The following is a 16679-nucleotide window of genomic DNA, read 5'->3' on the forward strand; positions in this document are numbered from 1 at the left end:
GCGATCACCCCCCGGGGGTCATCATGCTCCCGCCGGCGACACCGCCTCCCGCCGGGGGCGGCTGATCACCAGGGCCATCAGCGCCGCCGCCGCGCACAGTGCGCCCGAGGCGTACCAGACGACGTCGTACGTGCCGAAGACGTCGCGGGCCACGCCGCCCGCGAAGGCGATGACCGCCGCGCCGACCTGGTGGGAGGCGAGGACCCAGCCGAAGACGATCGCCGAGTCCTCGCCGTAGTGCTCCCGGCAGAGGGCGATCGTCGGCGGGACCGTCGCCACCCAGTCCAGACCGTAGAAGACGATGAAGAACAGCATCGGGGGGTGCACGGACGGGGCCAGGAGCATCGGGAGGAAGAGCAGCGAGACGCCCCTCAGGGCGTAGTAGACCGCCAGGAGGCGCCGCGCCTCGAAGCGGTCCGTGAACCAGCCCGACGCGATCGTGCCCACGACGTCGAAGACGCCGACCACCGCCAGGAGACCGGCCGCCGCCGTGACCGGCATGCCGTGGTCGTGGGCCGCCGGTACGAAGTGCGTCTTGACCAGGCCGTTCGTCGACGCCCCGCAGATCGCGAACGAGCCGGCGAGCAGCCAGAACGGGCCCGTGCGGGCAGCCCGGACGAGGACGGTGACGGCACGGCGGGCCGCGCCCGTCACGGGGGCGGGCTTCTCGGCGTACTCCCCGCCGTACGGGGCCAGCCGGACGTCCGCCGGGTGGTCGCGCAGCAGCAGCCACACGAAGGGGACGACGGCCAGGGCCGCCAGGGACACCGTCACCGCCGCCGGGCGCCAGCCGTGCCGCTCCACCAGCCAGCTCAGCAACGGCAGGAAGATCAGCTGGCCCGAGGCGCCCGCCGCCGTGAGGATGCCCGTCACCAGGCCCCGCCGCGCCACGAACCAGCGGTTCGTGACCGTCGCCGCGAAGGCGAGGGCCATGGAGCCGCTGCCCAGGCCGACCAGGAGGCCCCAGTAGAGGATCAGCTGCCAGGCCGCCGTCATCCAGACGGTGAGGAGGGAGCCCAGCGCGATCACGCTCAGCGCCACCGCCACCACCTTGCGGATGCCGAAGCGGTCCATCAGGGCCGCCGCGAACGGCGCCGTCAGGCCGTACAGCGCGAGGTTCACCGAGACGGCGAAGCCGATCGTCCCCCGCGACCAGTGGAACTCCTCGTGCAGCGGCTCGATCAGCAGGCCCGGCAGGGAGGCGAAGGCCGCGGCGCCGATGATCGTGACGAAGGTGACCGCCGCGACGAACCAGGCGCGGTGGATGCGGCGGGGGCGGGGTGACTTCTCGGGCGTGCGGACGTGAGTCTCGGTTGCCTGGGGCTCGGTTGTCTGGGGCATGCCAGTGAGCATTCCGGGGACGGCCCCTCCCCCACCATTGGCCCGAACGACAGGTTTCCAACGGATCGGGCCACGTACTCCTACAAACGAGGCAGCGTTCTGATCGGGCGCACCACGAGCAGCGCCGTCACCACCAGCACCGCGATCCCCGCCCCCGTGAGCAGCACCTCCTCCGTGCCGACCGCCGCCGCCACCGGGCCCGACAGGGTGCGGCCGACGCCCATCATCAGGAGCGAGCCGGCCACGTCGTACGCGTGCATCCGGTTCAGGGCCTCCTGCGGCACGTGCGTCTGGACCGAGGTGGACCACATGACCAGCCAGAAGGCGAACGCCACCCCCTGGACGAACTGCCCGGCGGCGAGGACCCCGACCGGCGCGCCCGTGCCGAGCAGGGTCAGGTTCACCGGGAAGCCGAGGAGCGCCACCGCGCCCGCCGCCAGCGGGCGCGCCGGGCGCAGCCGGATCGCGAGGAGGCCGCCGACCGCGCTGCCGGAGCCGTTGACGGCCATCAGCACGCCGTACGCGGCCGAGCCGTGCTCCTCGGTGACGAGGCTCGCCGTGAGCGGGACCATCGGTCCGGCGACGGTCAGCCCGTACACCGTCCAGATCGAGATGACGCCCCACAGCCAGCTCCGTGCACGGAACTCCCGCCAGCCGACCGCCAGTTCGGCGCCCAGCGAGGCGCGCCTCGCCGTGTCGGAGGGGATCGGGGCGAGGCGCATCAAGAGGAAGCAGAGGGCGCTCACCGCGAACGTGACGGCGTTGACGGCGAAGGCCGCGCCCGCGTTCCAGACGGCGACGAGCAGGCCCGCCGCCGCCGGTCCCGCCATGGTCATGAGGGCCTCGACGACCCGCAGGACGGCGTTGGCGCGCTGCACGTCGGGGGCGATGCGGGGGATCGTGGAGGCGACGCCCGGCTGGAAGAGGGCGGCGCCGACGCCGCTGAGCGCGGAGAGGGCGTAGACCGCCCAGAGCGGCGGGCCGCCGAGGGCGAAGGCGACGGCGAGGACGGCCGCGCCCGGCAGGCGCAGGAGGTCGGCGAGGATCATCATGCGGCGGGCGGTGAAGCGATCGGCGAGGACGCCGCCGAAGAGCACGAAGAGCGCGAAGGAGGCCGTCCAGCCGCCCAGCGCGTAGCCGACGGTGGAGCCGGGGTGGCCGGCGCCGAGGAGTCCGGCGGCGAAGGCGATCGGGACCATGCCCTCGCCGAAGACGGCGACGCCCCGGGCGACGAAGAAGAGCCGGAAGTTACGGTTCCACAGTGGAGGAGGGGTGACCGGGACGGGAATCCGCTCCGTGGCCTCAGACTTGTACGTGTTGTCCGTCACGGACACGTAGACCTACCAGCGGGTGGTCTGGACCACCACTGATTTATGAAGGGGGCGCTGCCCGTGCCGTCGCCGCACCGCGTCGCCGTCCTCGCCCTGCCCGGGCTCCTCCCCTTCGAGCTGGGCATCCCGCACCGCATCTTCGGCCGCGCGAAGGACGCCACGGGCCGGGCGCTGTACGAGATCGTGACCTGCGCCCCCGTGGCCGGGCCCGTGCCGACGGACGCCGACTTCTCGATCCACGTCGAGCACGGCCCGGAGGCCCTCGCGACCGCCGACACGGTCGTCGTGCCCGCCTCGTACGAGCTCGGGCCGGTCCACGACGAGGGCAGGCTCCCCGAGGAGCTGGCCGCCGCGCTCGCGCACATCCGTCCCGGCACGCGCCTCGTCTCCATCTGCACCGGCGGGTACGTGCTCGCCGCCGCCGGCTTCCTCGACGGGCGCCCGGCCACCACCCACTGGGCGTCCGCCGAGCACTTCCAGCGCCTCTTCCCGAGCGTGCGGGTCGACGCGGACGTCCTCTTCATCGACGACGGCGACGTCCTCACCTCCGCCGGTGTCGCCGCCGGGATCGACCTGTGCCTGCACATCGTGCGCCGCGACCACGGCACGGCCGTCGCCAACGACGTCGCCCGCAGGACCGTCGTACCGCCGCACCGGGACGGCGGCCAGGCCCAGTACATCGAGCGGCCCCTGCCGGAGACCGGCACCCACACCACGACCACCGCGCGGGCCTGGGCGCTGGCCCACCTCCACGAGCCGATCCAGCTGCGGGACCTGGCGGAGAAGGAGGCGATGAGCGTCCGGACGTTCACCCGCCGCTTCCGCGACGAGGTCGGCATCAGCCCCGGCCAGTGGCTCACCCAGCAGCGCGTCGAACGCGCCCGGTACCTCCTGGAGTCCACGGGCCTGCCCGTCGACCGCGTCGCCCAGGATGCCGGCTTCGGCACGGCCCAGTCGCTGCGGGTGCACCTGATGACGGCGATCGGGGTGACCCCCACGTCCTACCGGCGGACGTTCCGGACGGGGGCGGCGAGCTCGGCCTGAACGTCCGCGTCAGCCGCCGCACCCCACTCGGGCGGTCGGAAGGTGCCGGTCAGAACGTGAGCACCCCCCGCGCCACCTTCCCCCCTTCCGCGTCCTCGGCGGCCCGGGCGAAGGCCTCCACGGGGTAGGTCCGCGTCACCAGTTCGTCGAGGAGCAGGGCTCCCGAGCGGTACAGCTCCGCGTACAGGGCGATGTCCTTCTGGGGGCGTGAGGAGCCGTACCGGCAGCCCAGGATCGACTTGTCCAGGAACATCGCGGCCGGCAGGAAGCTCGCCTCCGCCTTCGGTGCGGTCATGCCGAGCAGGACCGCCTGCCCGTGCCGGTCGAGGAGGTCGATCGCGGTGCGTACGAGCCCGGTGTGGCCGACGCATTCGAAGACGTGGTCGGCGCCGGTGGGCAGGACGTCCCGTACGCCGTCCGTGGAGGCGAGGAAGTGCGTCGCCCCGAACCGCCGGGCCACCGCCTCCTTCTCCGGGTTCGTGTCGACGGCGACGATCGTCAGGGCGCCCGCGATCCGGGCGCCCTGGAGGACGTTGAGGCCGATGCCGCCGGTGCCGATGACGACGACGGTGTCGCCGCGGTCGACCTTCGCCCGGTTCAGTACGGCTCCGACGCCGGTGAGGACGCCGCAGCCCATGAGGGCGGCGGAGGTCAGCGGGATGTCCCGCGGGATCTTCACGGCCTGGACGGCCTTGACGACGGTCCGCTCCGCGAAGGACGAGTTCGACGCGAACTGGAAGAGCGGTTGCCCGGTCGACGCCCGCGAGAACGGCTTCCCCGGCATCCCGATCGCCTTCCGGCACATCGTCGGCCGGCCCCGGTCGCAGTCGGCGCAGGCCCCGCAGTTCGCGAGGGTGGACAGGGCGACGTGGTCGCCGGGGGCGACGTGGACGACGCCGGGGCCGACGGCCTCGACGACACCGGCGCCCTCGTGTCCGAGGACGACGGGCGACGGGAACGGGATGGTCCCGTCGATGACGGACAGATCGCTGTGGCAGAGCCCTGCGGCGGCGATCGCGACGAGCACCTCGCCGGGGCCGGGGTCCCGCACCTCCAGGTCGTCGACGACCTGGACCTGCTTCCCGTCGAAGACGACGCCTCTCATGATCCGTTCTCCTCACGGGAGTTGGGGCGGGCGCCGGCGGCCGCCGCCCGGGCCATCTCCTCCAGCTGCTGAAGCATCGGCATCGGATCGGTCCCCACCGTCCCCGGCAGGAAGTCCGCGATCCGTTCGGGGGTCCAGGCGCCGCCCTCCGCGTAGCCCGCGCGCAGTTCCCGGGGCTGGGCCCAGACCGCGATCTTGGGTCCCGCGATGGTGTACACCTGGCCGGTGATCCGTTCCGCCTCGGCGCGGTCGGAGAGCAGGTAGACGACGAGCGCGGCCACGTCCTCCGGTTCGCCGATCTCCTTGAGCTCCATGGGCACGTTCGCGGACATGCGGGTGCGGGCCACGGGCGCGACCGCGTTCGCGGTGACCCCGTACTTGTGGAGGCCGAGGGCGGCGCTGCGGACGAGCGAGATGATCCCGCCCTTCGCCGCGGAGTAGTTGGCCTGGGCCACGGACCCCTGGTGGTTGCCGCTGGTGAAGCCGATGAGGCTGCCGGACCCCTGCTTGCGCATGACCGCCGAGGCCGCCCGGAAGACGGTGAAGGTGCCCTTGAGGTGCGTGGCGACGACCGGGTCCCACTCCTCCTCGGACATGTTGAAGAGCATCCGCTCGCGCAGGATGCCGGCGACGCACACGACCCCGTCGATGCGTCCGTACGCGCTGAGGGCGGTCTCGACGACCCTCGCCCCGCCCGCCATGGTGGAGATGTCGTCCGCGACGGCGACCGCGGTGCCGCCCGCCGCCTCGATCTCCTTCACGACCGAGGCCGCGACCTCGGAGGTCGGCTCGCCGCCCTCGATCGACACCCCGTAGTCGTTGACGACGACCTTCGCGCCCTCCGCCGCGCAGGCGAGGGCGACGGCGCGGCCGATGCCGCGCCCCGCTCCCGTCACGGCGACGACCTTGCCAGCCAAGAAGTTCCCCATGCCCGGCCCCTTCCCGCACTTTCTGACGGTCCGTTAGATTCGTTCGTCGTCAGGATTCTACGGTCCGTCAGATACCGGAAAACAAGACCCCGGAGGCCCCGATGTCTCTCCCCGCCGCCTTCCACGAGATCGCCAAGCGCGTCAACAACTGGGGCCGCTGGGGCCAGGACGACGAGATCGGCACGCTCAACCTCGTCACCGACGAGGTCGTACGGGAGGCCGTCGCCACCGTCCGCACCGGCCGCCGCGTCCCGCTCGCCGTCGACCTCAAGCAGGACGGCGTGCAGACCGGCATGATCCCGGGCCGGGTGAACCCGCTCCACGTCATGGTCCAGATCAACCAGGAGCTCTTCGGCCCCGGCACGGTCGCCACCAGCGACGACGCCGTGACCCTCGGCCTCCAGGCCGGCACCCACTGGGACGCCCTGACACACGTCTCCCACTCGGGCCGCATCTACAACGGCCGCCCCGCCGCCTCGATCACCCCGCACGGCCGCTCCGAGTTCAGCGGCATCCACACGGCCCGCCACCTCGTCTCCCGCGGGGTCCTCCTGGACGTCGCCGCCGCGAAGGGGGTGGACCGGCTGCCGGGCGACCACGCCGTGACCCCCGAAGACCTGGACGAGGCGGCCGAGTTCGGCGGGGTGACGGTACGCGGCGGGGACGTGGTCCTCGTACGGACGGGGCAGATCCGGCTGTACCTGGCCGGGGACAGGCACGGGTACGCCTTCCCGTCACCGGGCCTCTCGGTCCGTACGCCGGAGTGGTTCCACGCGCGCGATGTCGCGGCCGTCGCCAACGACACGCTCACCTTCGAGATCTTCCCGCCCGAGATCGAGGACCTCTGGCTGCCCGTACACGCCCTCGACCTGGTCGAGATGGGCATGCTCCAGGGGCAGAACTGGAATCTGGAGGCGCTGTCCACAGCCTGTGCGGAGGAAGGGCGCTACGCCTTCCTGCTCTCCGCGATGCCGGAACCCTTCGTCGGCGGCACGGGCACACCGGTGGCCCCGGTGGCCATCCTCTGACACCCCGGCACCCCTGCGGGCGGCGGCGCGCTCGCACGCGCCCCGAGCACGGCGCGGGCCCGCCGCCGCCCGACCACGACCCGCACACGCCGAGGACACACGGCCCTCGGCTCCCCTCGCTCGCCACGAATCGCTCACCCCAGGGTGGGCAAAACGGAACGAATCGTCAACAGCGCACCCGTCCGGGCGACAGGGACGCCCCGGCCGCCGCCACGGACGACACCCGGTCCACCTCGCACCAGATGCTCTTGCCGGCGCCCTCCGGCTGCCAGCCCCACCGGTCCGCGAGCCCGTCCACCAGCTCCAGGCCCCGCCCGTTGGTGTCGTCGCCCTGCGCGTGCCGGGGCTTCGGCGGGCGGTCGCTCGTATCGGCCACCTCGACCCGCACCCCGCCCTCCGCGGCGAACAGCATCCGCAGGACGGCCGGGCAGCCCGTGTGCACCACGGCGTTGGTCACGAGCTCGGAGATGAGCAGCACCAGCGTCTCGGCGAGCGGCTCGTCATCCCCTATGCCCGACCCGGCGATCCGCGACCGTGCCCACCTCCGGGCTCGTCCCACCTCGGCCGGGTCCGGCCCCACCACCAACTGAACCTGAAGCACCTGCACCGCTCACACCATCCGAACCGGCAGACAACACACCTTCACGGAACGTGATTCCCTTGTGGGACAGCATGGTTGACGTACAGTCACCGCAACAAGCGCTTCGGGCATATTCCAGCGCGAAGGAGTACGCGTGGTCCATACTGTGCGACGCACGCTGCGGGTAGTCGAACGCCGGGCGCGAGCGGCGGGCATTCCCGGCCGCGGAGCCGCCGCAGGGGCGACACCGGGACGATCCGGGCCAACGTGCACTCGCATCCCACGGAGCGTACCGGAGCCGGAGGCCGACTCCGGGCCGTGACGGCCGCGCCGAAGGACACAACCCGATATCGACATTCCGTGACGCGGCGGACGCCCAGCGCTACAGCCCCGCCGCCACCGCCTCCTCCGCCCGCGCGGCGGGCATCCGCAGCTCGGCCCGCACCCAGGCCCGCTTCAGATGCAGGTGCACGTCCGCCTCCCAGGTGAAGCCCATCCCGCCGTGCACCTGAAGACAGTCCCGCGCGTTCCGTACGGCGGCGTCGTCGGCGAGCAGCTTGGCCCCGGCGATCTCGACGGCATCCCCGGTGACGGAAGCGGCCCACACGGCAGCCCGAGCGAGCTCGGTCCGCACGAGCATCCCGGCACAGAGATGCTTGACGGCCTGAAACCCCCCGATGACCTGCCCGAACTGCGTCCGCGCGCGAGCGTAGGAGACGGCCATGTCGATGAGGGCCTGCGCGCTGCCCACTTGCTCGGCGGCGGTGAGGAGAGCGGCTTCCGCCGCCCCCGTCACGGGCGTGCCGGGCACGCGATGCAAGGGCGTCAGCGGGTCGACGGACCGCACCGGCACGGCACCCGCGACTTCACCCAGCACCACGTCGGCCTCGTCCAGCCAAGGGACGAGCCCCTCGTCCACGGAGGTCACCACGACGGCCCCCTCCGCCGCCCCCGGCACGGAACCCGCAGCCAGGTGCGTCGCGACCAACGGCCCCGGCAGCAGCACCCTCCCCGCCTCCTCGAAGAGCAGCACCGCCTCCGGGAGCCCCAGACCCACTCCCCCGTCCGCCTCGGGCAGCCGGAGCGAGAAGAACCCGGCGTCGCCGAGCTCCCGCCAGAGCTCCCGGTCGAGCCGCCCCGCGGAGACCGCCGCCCGCAGCGCGCCCCGGTCGAAGCGCCCCGCGAGCAGCTCCCGTACCCCCCGCCGCAGCGCCCGCTGATCCTCCGTAAGCCGGAAGTCCATGAAAGAAGCTCACCGCCCCTTCGGCAGGCCGAGGATGCGCTCGGCGACGATGTTGCGCTGGATCTGGGACGTGCCGGCCGCGATCGTGTACGAGAGCGAGGACAGCCGGTCGAGGTTCCACTCGCGGCCGAGGTCGAGCGCGTCGGGCCCCAGGACGGCGGCGGCCGCGTCGTACAGCTCCTGGCGGGCGTGCGAGTAGTGCAGCTTGAAGACGGAGCCGCCCGCCCCCGGCACTCCCCCCGTCGCCTGGGCCTCGCTGACGTTGGCCTGGGTGAGACGCCACAGCGCCTGGAACTCGGCGGAGAGCCTGCCGAGGCGTCGACGGAGCACGGGGTCGTCCCAGGTGCCGTTCTTCCGGGCCGTGCGGGCGAGTTCGCCGAGGAGGCGGCGGCAGGCGACGACCTCGCCGACGAAGGCGGTGCCGCGTTCGAAGGAGAGCGTGACCATGGTGACCCGCCAGCCGTCGTTCTCCTCTCCCACCCGGTGGGACACGGGCACCCGCACCTCGTCGAGGAAGACCTCGGCGAACTCGGTGGACCCGGCGAGGGTGCGCAGCGGCCGCACGGTGATGCCGGGGGCGTCCATGGGCATGGCGAGCCAGGTGATGCCCTGGTGCTTGGGGGCGTCCGGGTCCGTCCGCACCAACAGCTCACACCAGTCGGCGACCTCGGCGTGCGAGGTCCAGATCTTCTGCCCGGTGACGACGTACGCGTCCCCGTCCCGTACCGCACGCGTACGGAGTGAGGCGAGGTCCGACCCGGCGTCGGGTTCGCTGAAGCCCTGGCACCAGACCTCGTCGCCGCGCAGGACCGGCGGCAGCCAGCGTGCGCGCTGGGCGTCGGTGCCCTCGGCGGCGATGGTGGGCCCGGCGTGGAGGAGGCCGACGAAGTTGGCGCCGACGTAGGGCGCTCCGGCGCGTTCGGTCTCCTCCAGGAAGATGAGGCGCTGGGTCGGGGAGGCGTCCCAGTGGGTGTCGGCGTATCCGGCGTCGTAGAGGCGGCGCTGCCAGCCGCAGTCGTAGGCGCGGCGCGCCGGCCAGTCGAGCGGGTCGGGCCGCTCGGGAAGGCCCGGCAGGGTGGCGGCGAGCCATTCCCGCAGGCGGTCGCGGTAGGCCTCTTCCTCCTCGGTGCAGGAGAGGTCCATCAGACGATGCCCCGGTCGAAGTCGAGGTCCAGCATCCGGATGGCGTTGCCCCGCATCAGCTTGTAGACCGTCTCGTCGTCGAGGCCCCGGACGTGGTCGAGGGCGACCTCCTTGGTGTGCGGGAAGGTCGAGTCGACGTGCGGGTAGTCGGTCTCGAAGGTGGCGTTGTCGCGCCCGACGACGTCCAGGGACGCGATGCCGTGCTTGTCGCGGAAGAAGCAGCAGAAGATCTGCCGGTAGTAGTACGTGGACGGGGGTTCGGGGATCAGGTCGCGCACCCCGCCCCACGCCCGGTGCTCCTCCCAGACGTCGTCGGCGCGTTCGAGGGCGTACGGGATCCAGCCCATCTGCCCCTCGCTGTACGCCAGCTTCAGCCGGGGGAACTTCACGAGGACCCCGGAGAAGAGGAAGTCCATCATCGAGGCCATCGCGTTGTTGAAGCTCAGCGAGGCCTGGACGGCGGGCGGGGCGTCGGGGGAGGCGGCCGGCATCTGGCTGCTGGAGCCGATGTGCATGTTCACCACCGTCCCGGTCTCCTGGCAGACGGCGAAGAACGGGTCCCAGTGACCGGAGTGGATCGAGGGAAGGCCGAGGTGGGTGGGGATCTCCGAGAAGGTGACGGCCTTGACGCCCCGGGCCGCGTTGCGCCGGATCTCGGCGACGGCGAGGTCGATGTCCCACAGCGGGATGATGCACAGTGGGATCAGCCGCCCCCCGCTGTCCCCGCACCACTCCTCGACCATCCAGTCGTTGTAGGCGCGGACGCAGGCGAGGGCGACCTCCTTGTCGTGGGCCTCGGCGAAGGTCTGCCCGCAGAAGCGGGGGAAGGTGGGGAAGCAGAGGGAGGCCTCGACGTGGTTGAGGTCCATGTCCTTGAGCCGGGCGACGGGATCCCAGCAGCCGCGCCGCATCTCCTCCCGGGTGATCCCCTCCAGGGTCATGTCGTCGCGGTCGAAGCCGACGGCGGCGATGTTGCGCTTGTACGGGAACTTGAGGTCCTCGTAGATCCACCAGTCGGTGGGCGGGCCGTCGGGGTCCATCGTGATCTGGTACTTGCCGCCGACATAGGCGAGCTCGCCGATGCCGGCCGTGAGGGGGCGGGGCCCGCGGTCGCGGTGCTTCTTCGGGAGCCAGGTCTCGAAGAGGTGGGCGGGCTCGATCACGTGGTCGTCGACGCTGATGATGCGGGGCAGTTCCGTCATGGAGCCTCTCCCGGATTCGGCGGACCGCTTCCGGCCCGTTTCTGATGACCCGTCAGATCTGACGCCATCAGGCTAGCCGCGCACCCCTGGACCGACAAGCGCCGGACCTCTACGCTCACCGCAACATCTGACGGGACGTCAGCCAAGGGGAGTACGGGATGAGGAGTACGGGATGAATGAGACCGCACACACTCTCGGTGAGTCCCGCACGCTCTGGGAGCTCGTCGAGCGCCGCGCCGACCTCACCCCCGACCGGCCCGTCCTCCTCCAGGACGACCGCGTCCTCACCTTCGGCGCCCTGCGCGAGCGCGCCGAGCGCTGCGCCGCCGGTCTGTACGGGATGGGCGTGCGGCCCGGCACCGTCGTCGCGTGGCAGCTGCCCACCCGTATCGAGACCGCCGTGCTCTCCTTCGCGCTCGCCCGCATCGGCGCCGTGCAGTCCCCGGTGATCCCCTTCTACCGCGATAGGGAAGTCGGCTTCGCGCTGCGCGAGTCGAAGGCCGAGTTCTTCGCGGTCCCCGGAATCTGGCGTGGATTCGACCATGCGGAGATGGCGAGGAGGCTCGGCGCGCGCGGGATCTTCGAGGCGTACGAGGACCTTCCGGACGGCGACCCGGCCGTCCTGCCCCCGCCGCCCGCCTCCGGCACCGACGTCCGCTGGATCTACTGGACCTCGGGCACCACCTCCGACCCCAAGGGCGTCCTGCACACCGACCGCTCGCTCCTCGCCGGCGGCGCCTGCCTCGCCCACGCCCTGCACCTGACGGCCGAGGACGTCGGCTCGATGGCCTTCCCGTACGCGCACATCGCCGGGCCCGACTACACGGTGATGCTCCTGCTGTACGGGTTCCCGGCCGTGATGTTCGAGCAGTTCGCGCTGCCGGAGGCCCTCGACGCGTACAACCGGCACGGCGTGACCGTCGCCGGCGGCTCCACCGCCTTCTACTCGATGTTCCTCGCGGAGCAGCGCAAACAGCCCGGGAAGCCCGTCATCCCCACCCTCCGCCTGCTCGCCGGCGGCGGGGCGCCGAAGCCGCCGGAGGTCTATCACGCGGTACGGAAGGAGCTGGGCTGCCGGCTCACCCACGGGTACGGCATGACCGAGGTCCCCATGATCACGATGGGCGCCCCCGACGACACCGAGGAGAACCTCGCCACGACCGAGGGCCGTCCGCCCGCCGGCATGGAGATACGGATCACCGGCGACGGCGAGGTCCGGCTCCGCGGCGAGGCCGTCTGCCGGGGCTATCTCGACCCGGCGCAGACGGCCGCCGCCTTCGACGAGGACGGCTTCCTCATCACCGGCGACGTCGGGCACCTCACGCCGAGCGGGCACCTCGTCCTCACGGGCCGCATCAAGGACATCATCATCCGGAAGGGAGAGAACATCTCGGCCAAGGAGATCGAGGACCTCCTCCACCGGCACCCCGACGTGGGCGACGCCGCCGTCATCGGCCTCCCGGACGCCGAGCGCGGCGAACGCGTCTGCGCCGTCGTCGAACAGCCCCCGGGCGCCGCCCCGCTCGGCCTTCCGCAGGTCACGGCCTTCCTGCGGGAGGCCGGGCTCTCCGTCCACAAGTTGCCGGAGCAGCTGGAGGTGGTGGACGCGCTCCCCCGCAACGAGACGCTGCGGAAGGTGCTGAAGTACAAGCTCAGGGAGCGATTCGGCGCGGCACCCCGGTGACTCCGGGCACGCCGCCGACACCCGGCAGCCCCGCGGCTCCCGGCACCCCCGCGGCTCCCGGCACCCCGGCGACCTCGGCGACCGCGCCCGGCACGTCCTCGTACACGTCGAAGAGGCGGCGGACGCCGAGGGCGGAGAGCACCCGTCCGACGTGACCGTCCCTGTCCTCGTCGGGAAGGATCAGGCGGAGGCGGCCGCCGCAGGAGCGCAGCAGGCGGCGGGAGGCGATCAGCACGCCGACGCCGCTGGAGTCGCAGAAGCGCACGGCGGACAGGTCGATCACCAGGTCGTGGCGGCCGCCCGCGACGGCGTCGTGGACGCGGCGGCGTATCCGGGGGGAGGTGACCAGGTCCAGTTCCCCCCGGACGCGGAGAACCGTCCAAGAGCCGTACTCGTCCTCGTCGACCTCGATCGTCGTCACGGTCGCCGCCTGCCCCACCGGCGAGCTCCGAAACCCCCGGTTCCAGGGATGACGCTTTCCTTACCATCGCCGTCCGCGTCAAGGGCGCACTTGCGGCAAACAGTCGTGCGTTGTCGGAGCGGCGCACTACCTTGGACAGGAACCTGAAGGGGCGGAGGCCGCATGGCGATGGACACACCACCGCGCTGGGACCGCAGGATGCAGCAGCGGCTGGCGCGCGGGGAGGCCGCTGCCCTCGGCGAGTTCTACGACCGGTTCGCGGCCCTGGTGCACTCCCTCGCCCACCGGGTCCTCGACGACGACGCGGCCGCCGACCAGGTGACCCGCGAGGTCTTCGGCTACATCTGGGAGAACCCCGACTCGTACGACCCGAAGCAGGGCAACATGCGCTCGTGGGTCGCCAAGCTGACCCAGCGGCAGGCCGTGCACCGGCTGCGGCAGACGGAGGCCCTGGCGTACGCGGAGACGGGGGTCGGCTCCGCCGAGGAGCTGGAGCAGAAGGTCCACCGGGCCACGGTCGCCGCCCGCGCCGACTACATCGTGACGTCCATGCCGGCGCCGCTCCGCAAGGCGCTCGAACTGGCGTACTTCCAGCGCCGCGACTACCGCCAGACCGCCGCCGACCTCGGCGTCACCGAGGACGAGGCCCGCCGGCGCCTGCGGCTCGGACTCCAGCTGCTCTCCTCCGCGAACACCCGGCCGCTCGAAGGGTCCTCGCCGCCCGGCTACGGACGGCCGCGGTGACCGGGGCGAACGGCGACGCGGACGACGTCGCACGCGCCCCGTGGATACCGGGACCGCGCCGGTCGGCGGACGACCACGCCGATCTGACGGCGCCGCTGCCGGAGGTGTCGGACGTACGGGACGGGGAGGTGGACGAACCGGACATGGAGGAGCCGGAGGTACAGGTACCGGACCTCACCCACACCGTGCTCAAGTCCCTCCTCGGGGCCTGGGCGCTCTCGGCGTGCTCCGCCGGCGAGACCAGGGCCGTCGAGATCCACCTCACCGGCTGCGCGCCCTGCGCCGACGAGGCCCTCCGGCTCCGCGACGCCGTCACGCTCCTCCACGAGGACCGCGACCTGGACCTCGACCCGCTGCTCCGCTCCCGGGTCCTGGAGAACTGCCTGGGCCGCCGTCCCGCCCGTATCCCCGTCCCCGACTGGGTCACGCCGTACGACGCGGAAACCGCGCGGCTCGATGCGCTCCTGAGGGACATCGGCGAGTCCGAGTGGCACGCGCCGGTACGGCTCAAGTGGTACGAGGAGGACCGCCTGGTGCGCCGCAAGGCCACGGTCGCGGCGGTCATCGGCCACCTGCTCGCGGTGGACGGCCTGGTGTCCACGGCGCTCGGCCTGGACGACCCGCTGGGCGCGGGCGTGCCGGAGCTGTCGCCGACGGAGCGGACGGAAGCGTTCTGGGCGGCGCTCGACCGGCCGCCGAACCGCTCCCTGCGCGACCCGTGGCGCGACCAGTCGCACACCCTGATCCGCACGGTCGCGTTCGCGGGCCGGGGCGTGGCGGACCTGACGGTGAGCTACAAGGACTTCGCCCTGCCCCTCCGGGACTCCCTCCTGGAGCGGGCCTTCGAGTGCTGGCTGCACGCGGACGACATCGCGACGGCGGTGGCCTACCCGTACGCGCCGCCCAGCGCGCCGCACCTCCACGACATGATCGACCTCGCGGCCCGGCAGCTCCCGGCGGCCCTCGCGAACCGCCGCCGCGCGGGCCTCGCCGGCCCGGCGAAGGAACTGGTCGCGGCGGGCGCGGCGGGCCGCTCGCTCCACCTGGAGGTCGAGGGCGCGGGCGGCGGCCACTGGTACATCCCCCTGGACTCCCCGGCGGCCCTCGGCTCCCCGGAGCGCGCGGTGGCCCAGGTGGCCCTCGACGGCGTCGAGTTCTGCCAGCTGGTGGCGGGTCACATCACGCCGGAGGAGGCGGCGGCGGGCCAGGACGGCGACCGCGAGGCGATCCGCGACGTCCTCGCGGCGACGGCGTCGCTGAGCCGGCTGTAGCCGGGCCCCGACGGGCGGGGCGCCGACGGCTAGGGCCTGTCCGGCCCTGATCCGGCGGGCGGGGCGCCGACGGCTAGGACCTGTCCGACCCTGATCCGGCGGGCGGGGCGCCGACGGCTAGGACCTGTCCGACCCTGATCCGCCGGACAGGCCCTACGCGAAGACCACCGTGCGGCGGCCGTTCAGGAGGATGCGGCGTTCCGCGTGCCACTTGACGGCTCGGGCGAGTGCCTGGCATTCGACGTCCCGGCCGACCGCCACCAGCTGGTCCGGGGTCACCTCGTGACCGACGCGCTCGACCTCCTGCTCGATGATCGGGCCCTCGTCGAGGTCGGCCGTCACGTAGTGCGCGGTCGCGCCGATGAGCTTGACGCCTCGGGCGTGCGCCTGGTGGTAGGGCTTGGCGCCCTTGAAGCTGGGGAGGAAGGAGTGGTGGATGTTGATGATCCGGCCGGAGAGCTGCTTGCAGAGGTCGTCGGACAGGACCTGCATGTAGCGGGCCAGGACCACCAGCTCGACGTTCTCCGAGCGGACGAGCTCCAGGAGCTCCGCCTCCGCCTCGGGCTTGTTCTCCTTCGTGACCGGGATGTGCCGGAACGGGACCCCGTACGAGCCGACCAGCTCCTCGAACTCCGTGTGGTTGGAGACGACCGCGACGATCTCCACCGGCAGCGCCCCGATCCGCGACCGGAAGAGCAGGTCGTTGAGGCAGTGGCCGAACTTGGAGACCATGAGCACGACCCGCATGGGCTGGTCGGCACGGTTGATCTGCCAGTCCATGGAGAAGGCGTCGCCGACGGCGGCGAAGCTGGCCCGGAGCTTGTCGACCGTCACCGGGGTCTCGGCCGAGAAGTGGACCCGCATGAAGAAGAGACCCGTGTCGCGGTCTCCGAACTGCTGACTGTCCTCGATGTTGCACCCGGTGATGAACAGGTAGCTCGACACGGCGTGCACGATGCCCTGCTTGTCGGGGCACGAGAGGGTGAGGACGTACTGGTCGGTCATCCCGTCAGCCTGCCACACCCCGCCCCGCCGGACGGCGACCGTCCGTCAGGCGGAACATCTCAGGACCGGGTCACGATACGGAGCACGTCGAGGGAGCACGGGGGCGTGTCGGGGTCCTCGCCGTCGGCCCGCGCCATCCGTACGTGTGCCTCGCGGGCGGCGCGGACGGCCTCCGGCCAGCCGGGGTGGGCCACGTACGCGGAGACGGGGGCGTCGGGTCCGACCTGGTGCATGATGCGCAGCACCCGGAGGACGGCGAGGTCGACGAGGGCGGCCTCGCCGGAGTCGCGGAAGATCGAGCCGACGTACTTCTCGGCGGACCAGTTGTCGAGCCAGGTGTCCTCGACGAGGCGGTAGACGGCGTCGGTGACGTCGCCGTACCCCTCCTGGCCGGTCAGCCAGGTCGTCTCGTGGAATCCGGGGTCGGAGAGCATGTGCAGCGCCGAGCGCACGTTCACGCGCCAGCGCCACCACGGCATGTCGTTGAGCGGCATGCCGCCCATGGTGGAGGAGCGACGGCCGCGACGGGAAGAGTTAACCGAACCGGAGACCGAACCGGGGACTGCACTGGACATCGTTCGATCGTACGTTCCCTTGTCCGGTAAGCG

16 protein-coding genes are annotated in these 16679 nt (G+C 72.3%); 5 read left to right on the forward strand and 11 right to left on the reverse strand.

The window, feature by feature from the left end:
* Nucleotides 1-21: 21 nt before the first annotated feature.
* Both ACZ7HT_RS11480 and ACZ7HT_RS11485 read right to left on the reverse strand, forming a co-directional pair.
* Nucleotides 22-1341 (reverse strand): MFS transporter, encoded by a 1320-nt coding sequence (locus ACZ7HT_RS11480; RefSeq protein WP_471163162.1) that lies wholly within the window; start codon nucleotides 1339-1341, stop codon nucleotides 22-24.
* Nucleotides 1342-1421: 80 nt separating this feature from the next.
* On the reverse strand, nucleotides 1422-2669 hold the full coding sequence (locus ACZ7HT_RS11485; RefSeq protein ID WP_471163164.1) for an MFS transporter: 1248 nt from the start codon (nucleotides 2667-2669) through the stop codon (nucleotides 1422-1424).
* A gap of 45 nt (nucleotides 2670-2714) precedes the next feature.
* Here ACZ7HT_RS11485 and ACZ7HT_RS11490 point away from each other — a divergent pair, with 45 nt between their 5' ends.
* Entirely contained in the window at nucleotides 2715-3716 is a 1002-nt protein-coding gene (locus ACZ7HT_RS11490) for a GlxA family transcriptional regulator (protein WP_471163166.1), read from the forward strand.
* Between the two features lie 49 nt (nucleotides 3717-3765).
* Here the strand turns inward: ACZ7HT_RS11490 and ACZ7HT_RS11495 are convergent, their stop codons facing one another.
* Both ACZ7HT_RS11495 and ACZ7HT_RS11500 read right to left on the reverse strand, forming a co-directional pair.
* Entirely contained in the window at nucleotides 3766-4821 is a 1056-nt protein-coding gene (locus ACZ7HT_RS11495) for a Zn-dependent alcohol dehydrogenase (protein WP_471163169.1), read from the reverse strand.
* Nucleotides 4818-5750 (reverse strand): SDR family oxidoreductase, encoded by a 933-nt coding sequence (locus ACZ7HT_RS11500; protein WP_471163172.1) that lies wholly within the window; start codon nucleotides 5748-5750, stop codon nucleotides 4818-4820. The genes ACZ7HT_RS11495 and ACZ7HT_RS11500 overlap by 4 nt, the downstream gene beginning before the upstream one ends.
* A gap of 101 nt (nucleotides 5751-5851) precedes the next feature.
* Between ACZ7HT_RS11500 and ACZ7HT_RS11505 the strand changes: the two genes are divergently transcribed.
* The gene (locus tag ACZ7HT_RS11505; RefSeq protein WP_471163175.1) at nucleotides 5852-6778 is read left to right on the forward strand and encodes a cyclase family protein; all 927 of its coding nucleotides are present in this window, start codon (nucleotides 5852-5854) and stop codon (nucleotides 6776-6778) included.
* 166 nt (nucleotides 6779-6944) lie between these two features.
* Here ACZ7HT_RS11505 and ACZ7HT_RS11510 read toward each other — a convergent pair whose 3' ends face one another.
* From ACZ7HT_RS11510 to ACZ7HT_RS11525, 4 genes are all read right to left on the reverse strand, one after another.
* A complete protein-coding gene (locus ACZ7HT_RS11510; RefSeq protein ID WP_471163178.1) occupies nucleotides 6945-7385 on the reverse strand; it encodes an ATP-binding protein in 441 nt (146 codons plus the stop codon).
* A gap of 355 nt (nucleotides 7386-7740) precedes the next feature.
* Complete coding sequence (locus ACZ7HT_RS11515; RefSeq protein WP_471163180.1) at nucleotides 7741-8601, reverse strand: acyl-CoA dehydrogenase family protein; 861 nt, start codon at nucleotides 8599-8601, stop codon at nucleotides 7741-7743.
* Between the two features lie 9 nt (nucleotides 8602-8610).
* A complete protein-coding gene (locus ACZ7HT_RS11520; protein WP_471163183.1) occupies nucleotides 8611-9744 on the reverse strand; it encodes an acyl-CoA dehydrogenase in 1134 nt (377 codons plus the stop codon).
* Nucleotides 9744-10946 (reverse strand): amidohydrolase family protein, encoded by a 1203-nt coding sequence (locus tag ACZ7HT_RS11525; protein ID WP_471163185.1) that lies wholly within the window; start codon nucleotides 10944-10946, stop codon nucleotides 9744-9746. Before ACZ7HT_RS11525 ends, ACZ7HT_RS11520 begins: the two co-directional genes overlap by 1 nt.
* A 172-nt stretch (nucleotides 10947-11118) precedes the next feature.
* On the opposite strand from ACZ7HT_RS11525, the gene ACZ7HT_RS11530 reads away from it, so the two are divergent.
* Entirely contained in the window at nucleotides 11119-12630 is a 1512-nt protein-coding gene (locus tag ACZ7HT_RS11530) for a class I adenylate-forming enzyme family protein (RefSeq protein WP_471163188.1), read from the forward strand.
* Here ACZ7HT_RS11530 and ACZ7HT_RS11535 read toward each other — a convergent pair.
* The gene (locus ACZ7HT_RS11535; RefSeq protein ID WP_471163191.1) at nucleotides 12599-13051 is read right to left on the reverse strand and encodes an STAS domain-containing protein; all 453 of its coding nucleotides are present in this window, start codon (nucleotides 13049-13051) and stop codon (nucleotides 12599-12601) included. The genes ACZ7HT_RS11530 and ACZ7HT_RS11535 overlap by 32 nt on opposite strands.
* A gap of 162 nt (nucleotides 13052-13213) precedes the next feature.
* On the opposite strand from ACZ7HT_RS11535, the gene ACZ7HT_RS11540 reads away from it, so the two are divergent.
* Both ACZ7HT_RS11540 and ACZ7HT_RS11545 read left to right on the forward strand, forming a co-directional pair.
* Nucleotides 13214-13795 (forward strand): sigma-70 family RNA polymerase sigma factor, encoded by a 582-nt coding sequence (locus tag ACZ7HT_RS11540; RefSeq protein WP_471163194.1) that lies wholly within the window; start codon nucleotides 13214-13216, stop codon nucleotides 13793-13795.
* Nucleotides 13792-15066, forward strand: a complete 1275-nt coding sequence (locus tag ACZ7HT_RS11545) for a maleylpyruvate isomerase N-terminal domain-containing protein (RefSeq protein WP_471163197.1) — start codon at nucleotides 13792-13794, stop codon at nucleotides 15064-15066. The genes ACZ7HT_RS11540 and ACZ7HT_RS11545 overlap by 4 nt, the downstream gene beginning before the upstream one ends.
* 153 nt (nucleotides 15067-15219) lie before the next feature.
* Here the strand turns inward: ACZ7HT_RS11545 and purU are convergent, their stop codons facing one another.
* Nucleotides 15220-16071: a formyltetrahydrofolate deformylase gene (gene purU / locus ACZ7HT_RS11550; RefSeq protein ID WP_471163200.1), complete on the reverse strand. Its 852-nt coding sequence runs from the start codon at nucleotides 16069-16071 to the stop codon at nucleotides 15220-15222.
* Nucleotides 16072-16130: 59 nt separating this feature from the next.
* Nucleotides 16131-16574, reverse strand: a complete 444-nt coding sequence (locus tag ACZ7HT_RS11555; RefSeq protein ID WP_471163203.1) for an SCO4402 family protein — start codon at nucleotides 16572-16574, stop codon at nucleotides 16131-16133.
* Between the last annotated feature and the right edge of the window lie 105 nt (nucleotides 16575-16679).

The sequence above is a fragment of the Streptomyces sp. NPDC037410 genome, from assembly GCF_055602235.1.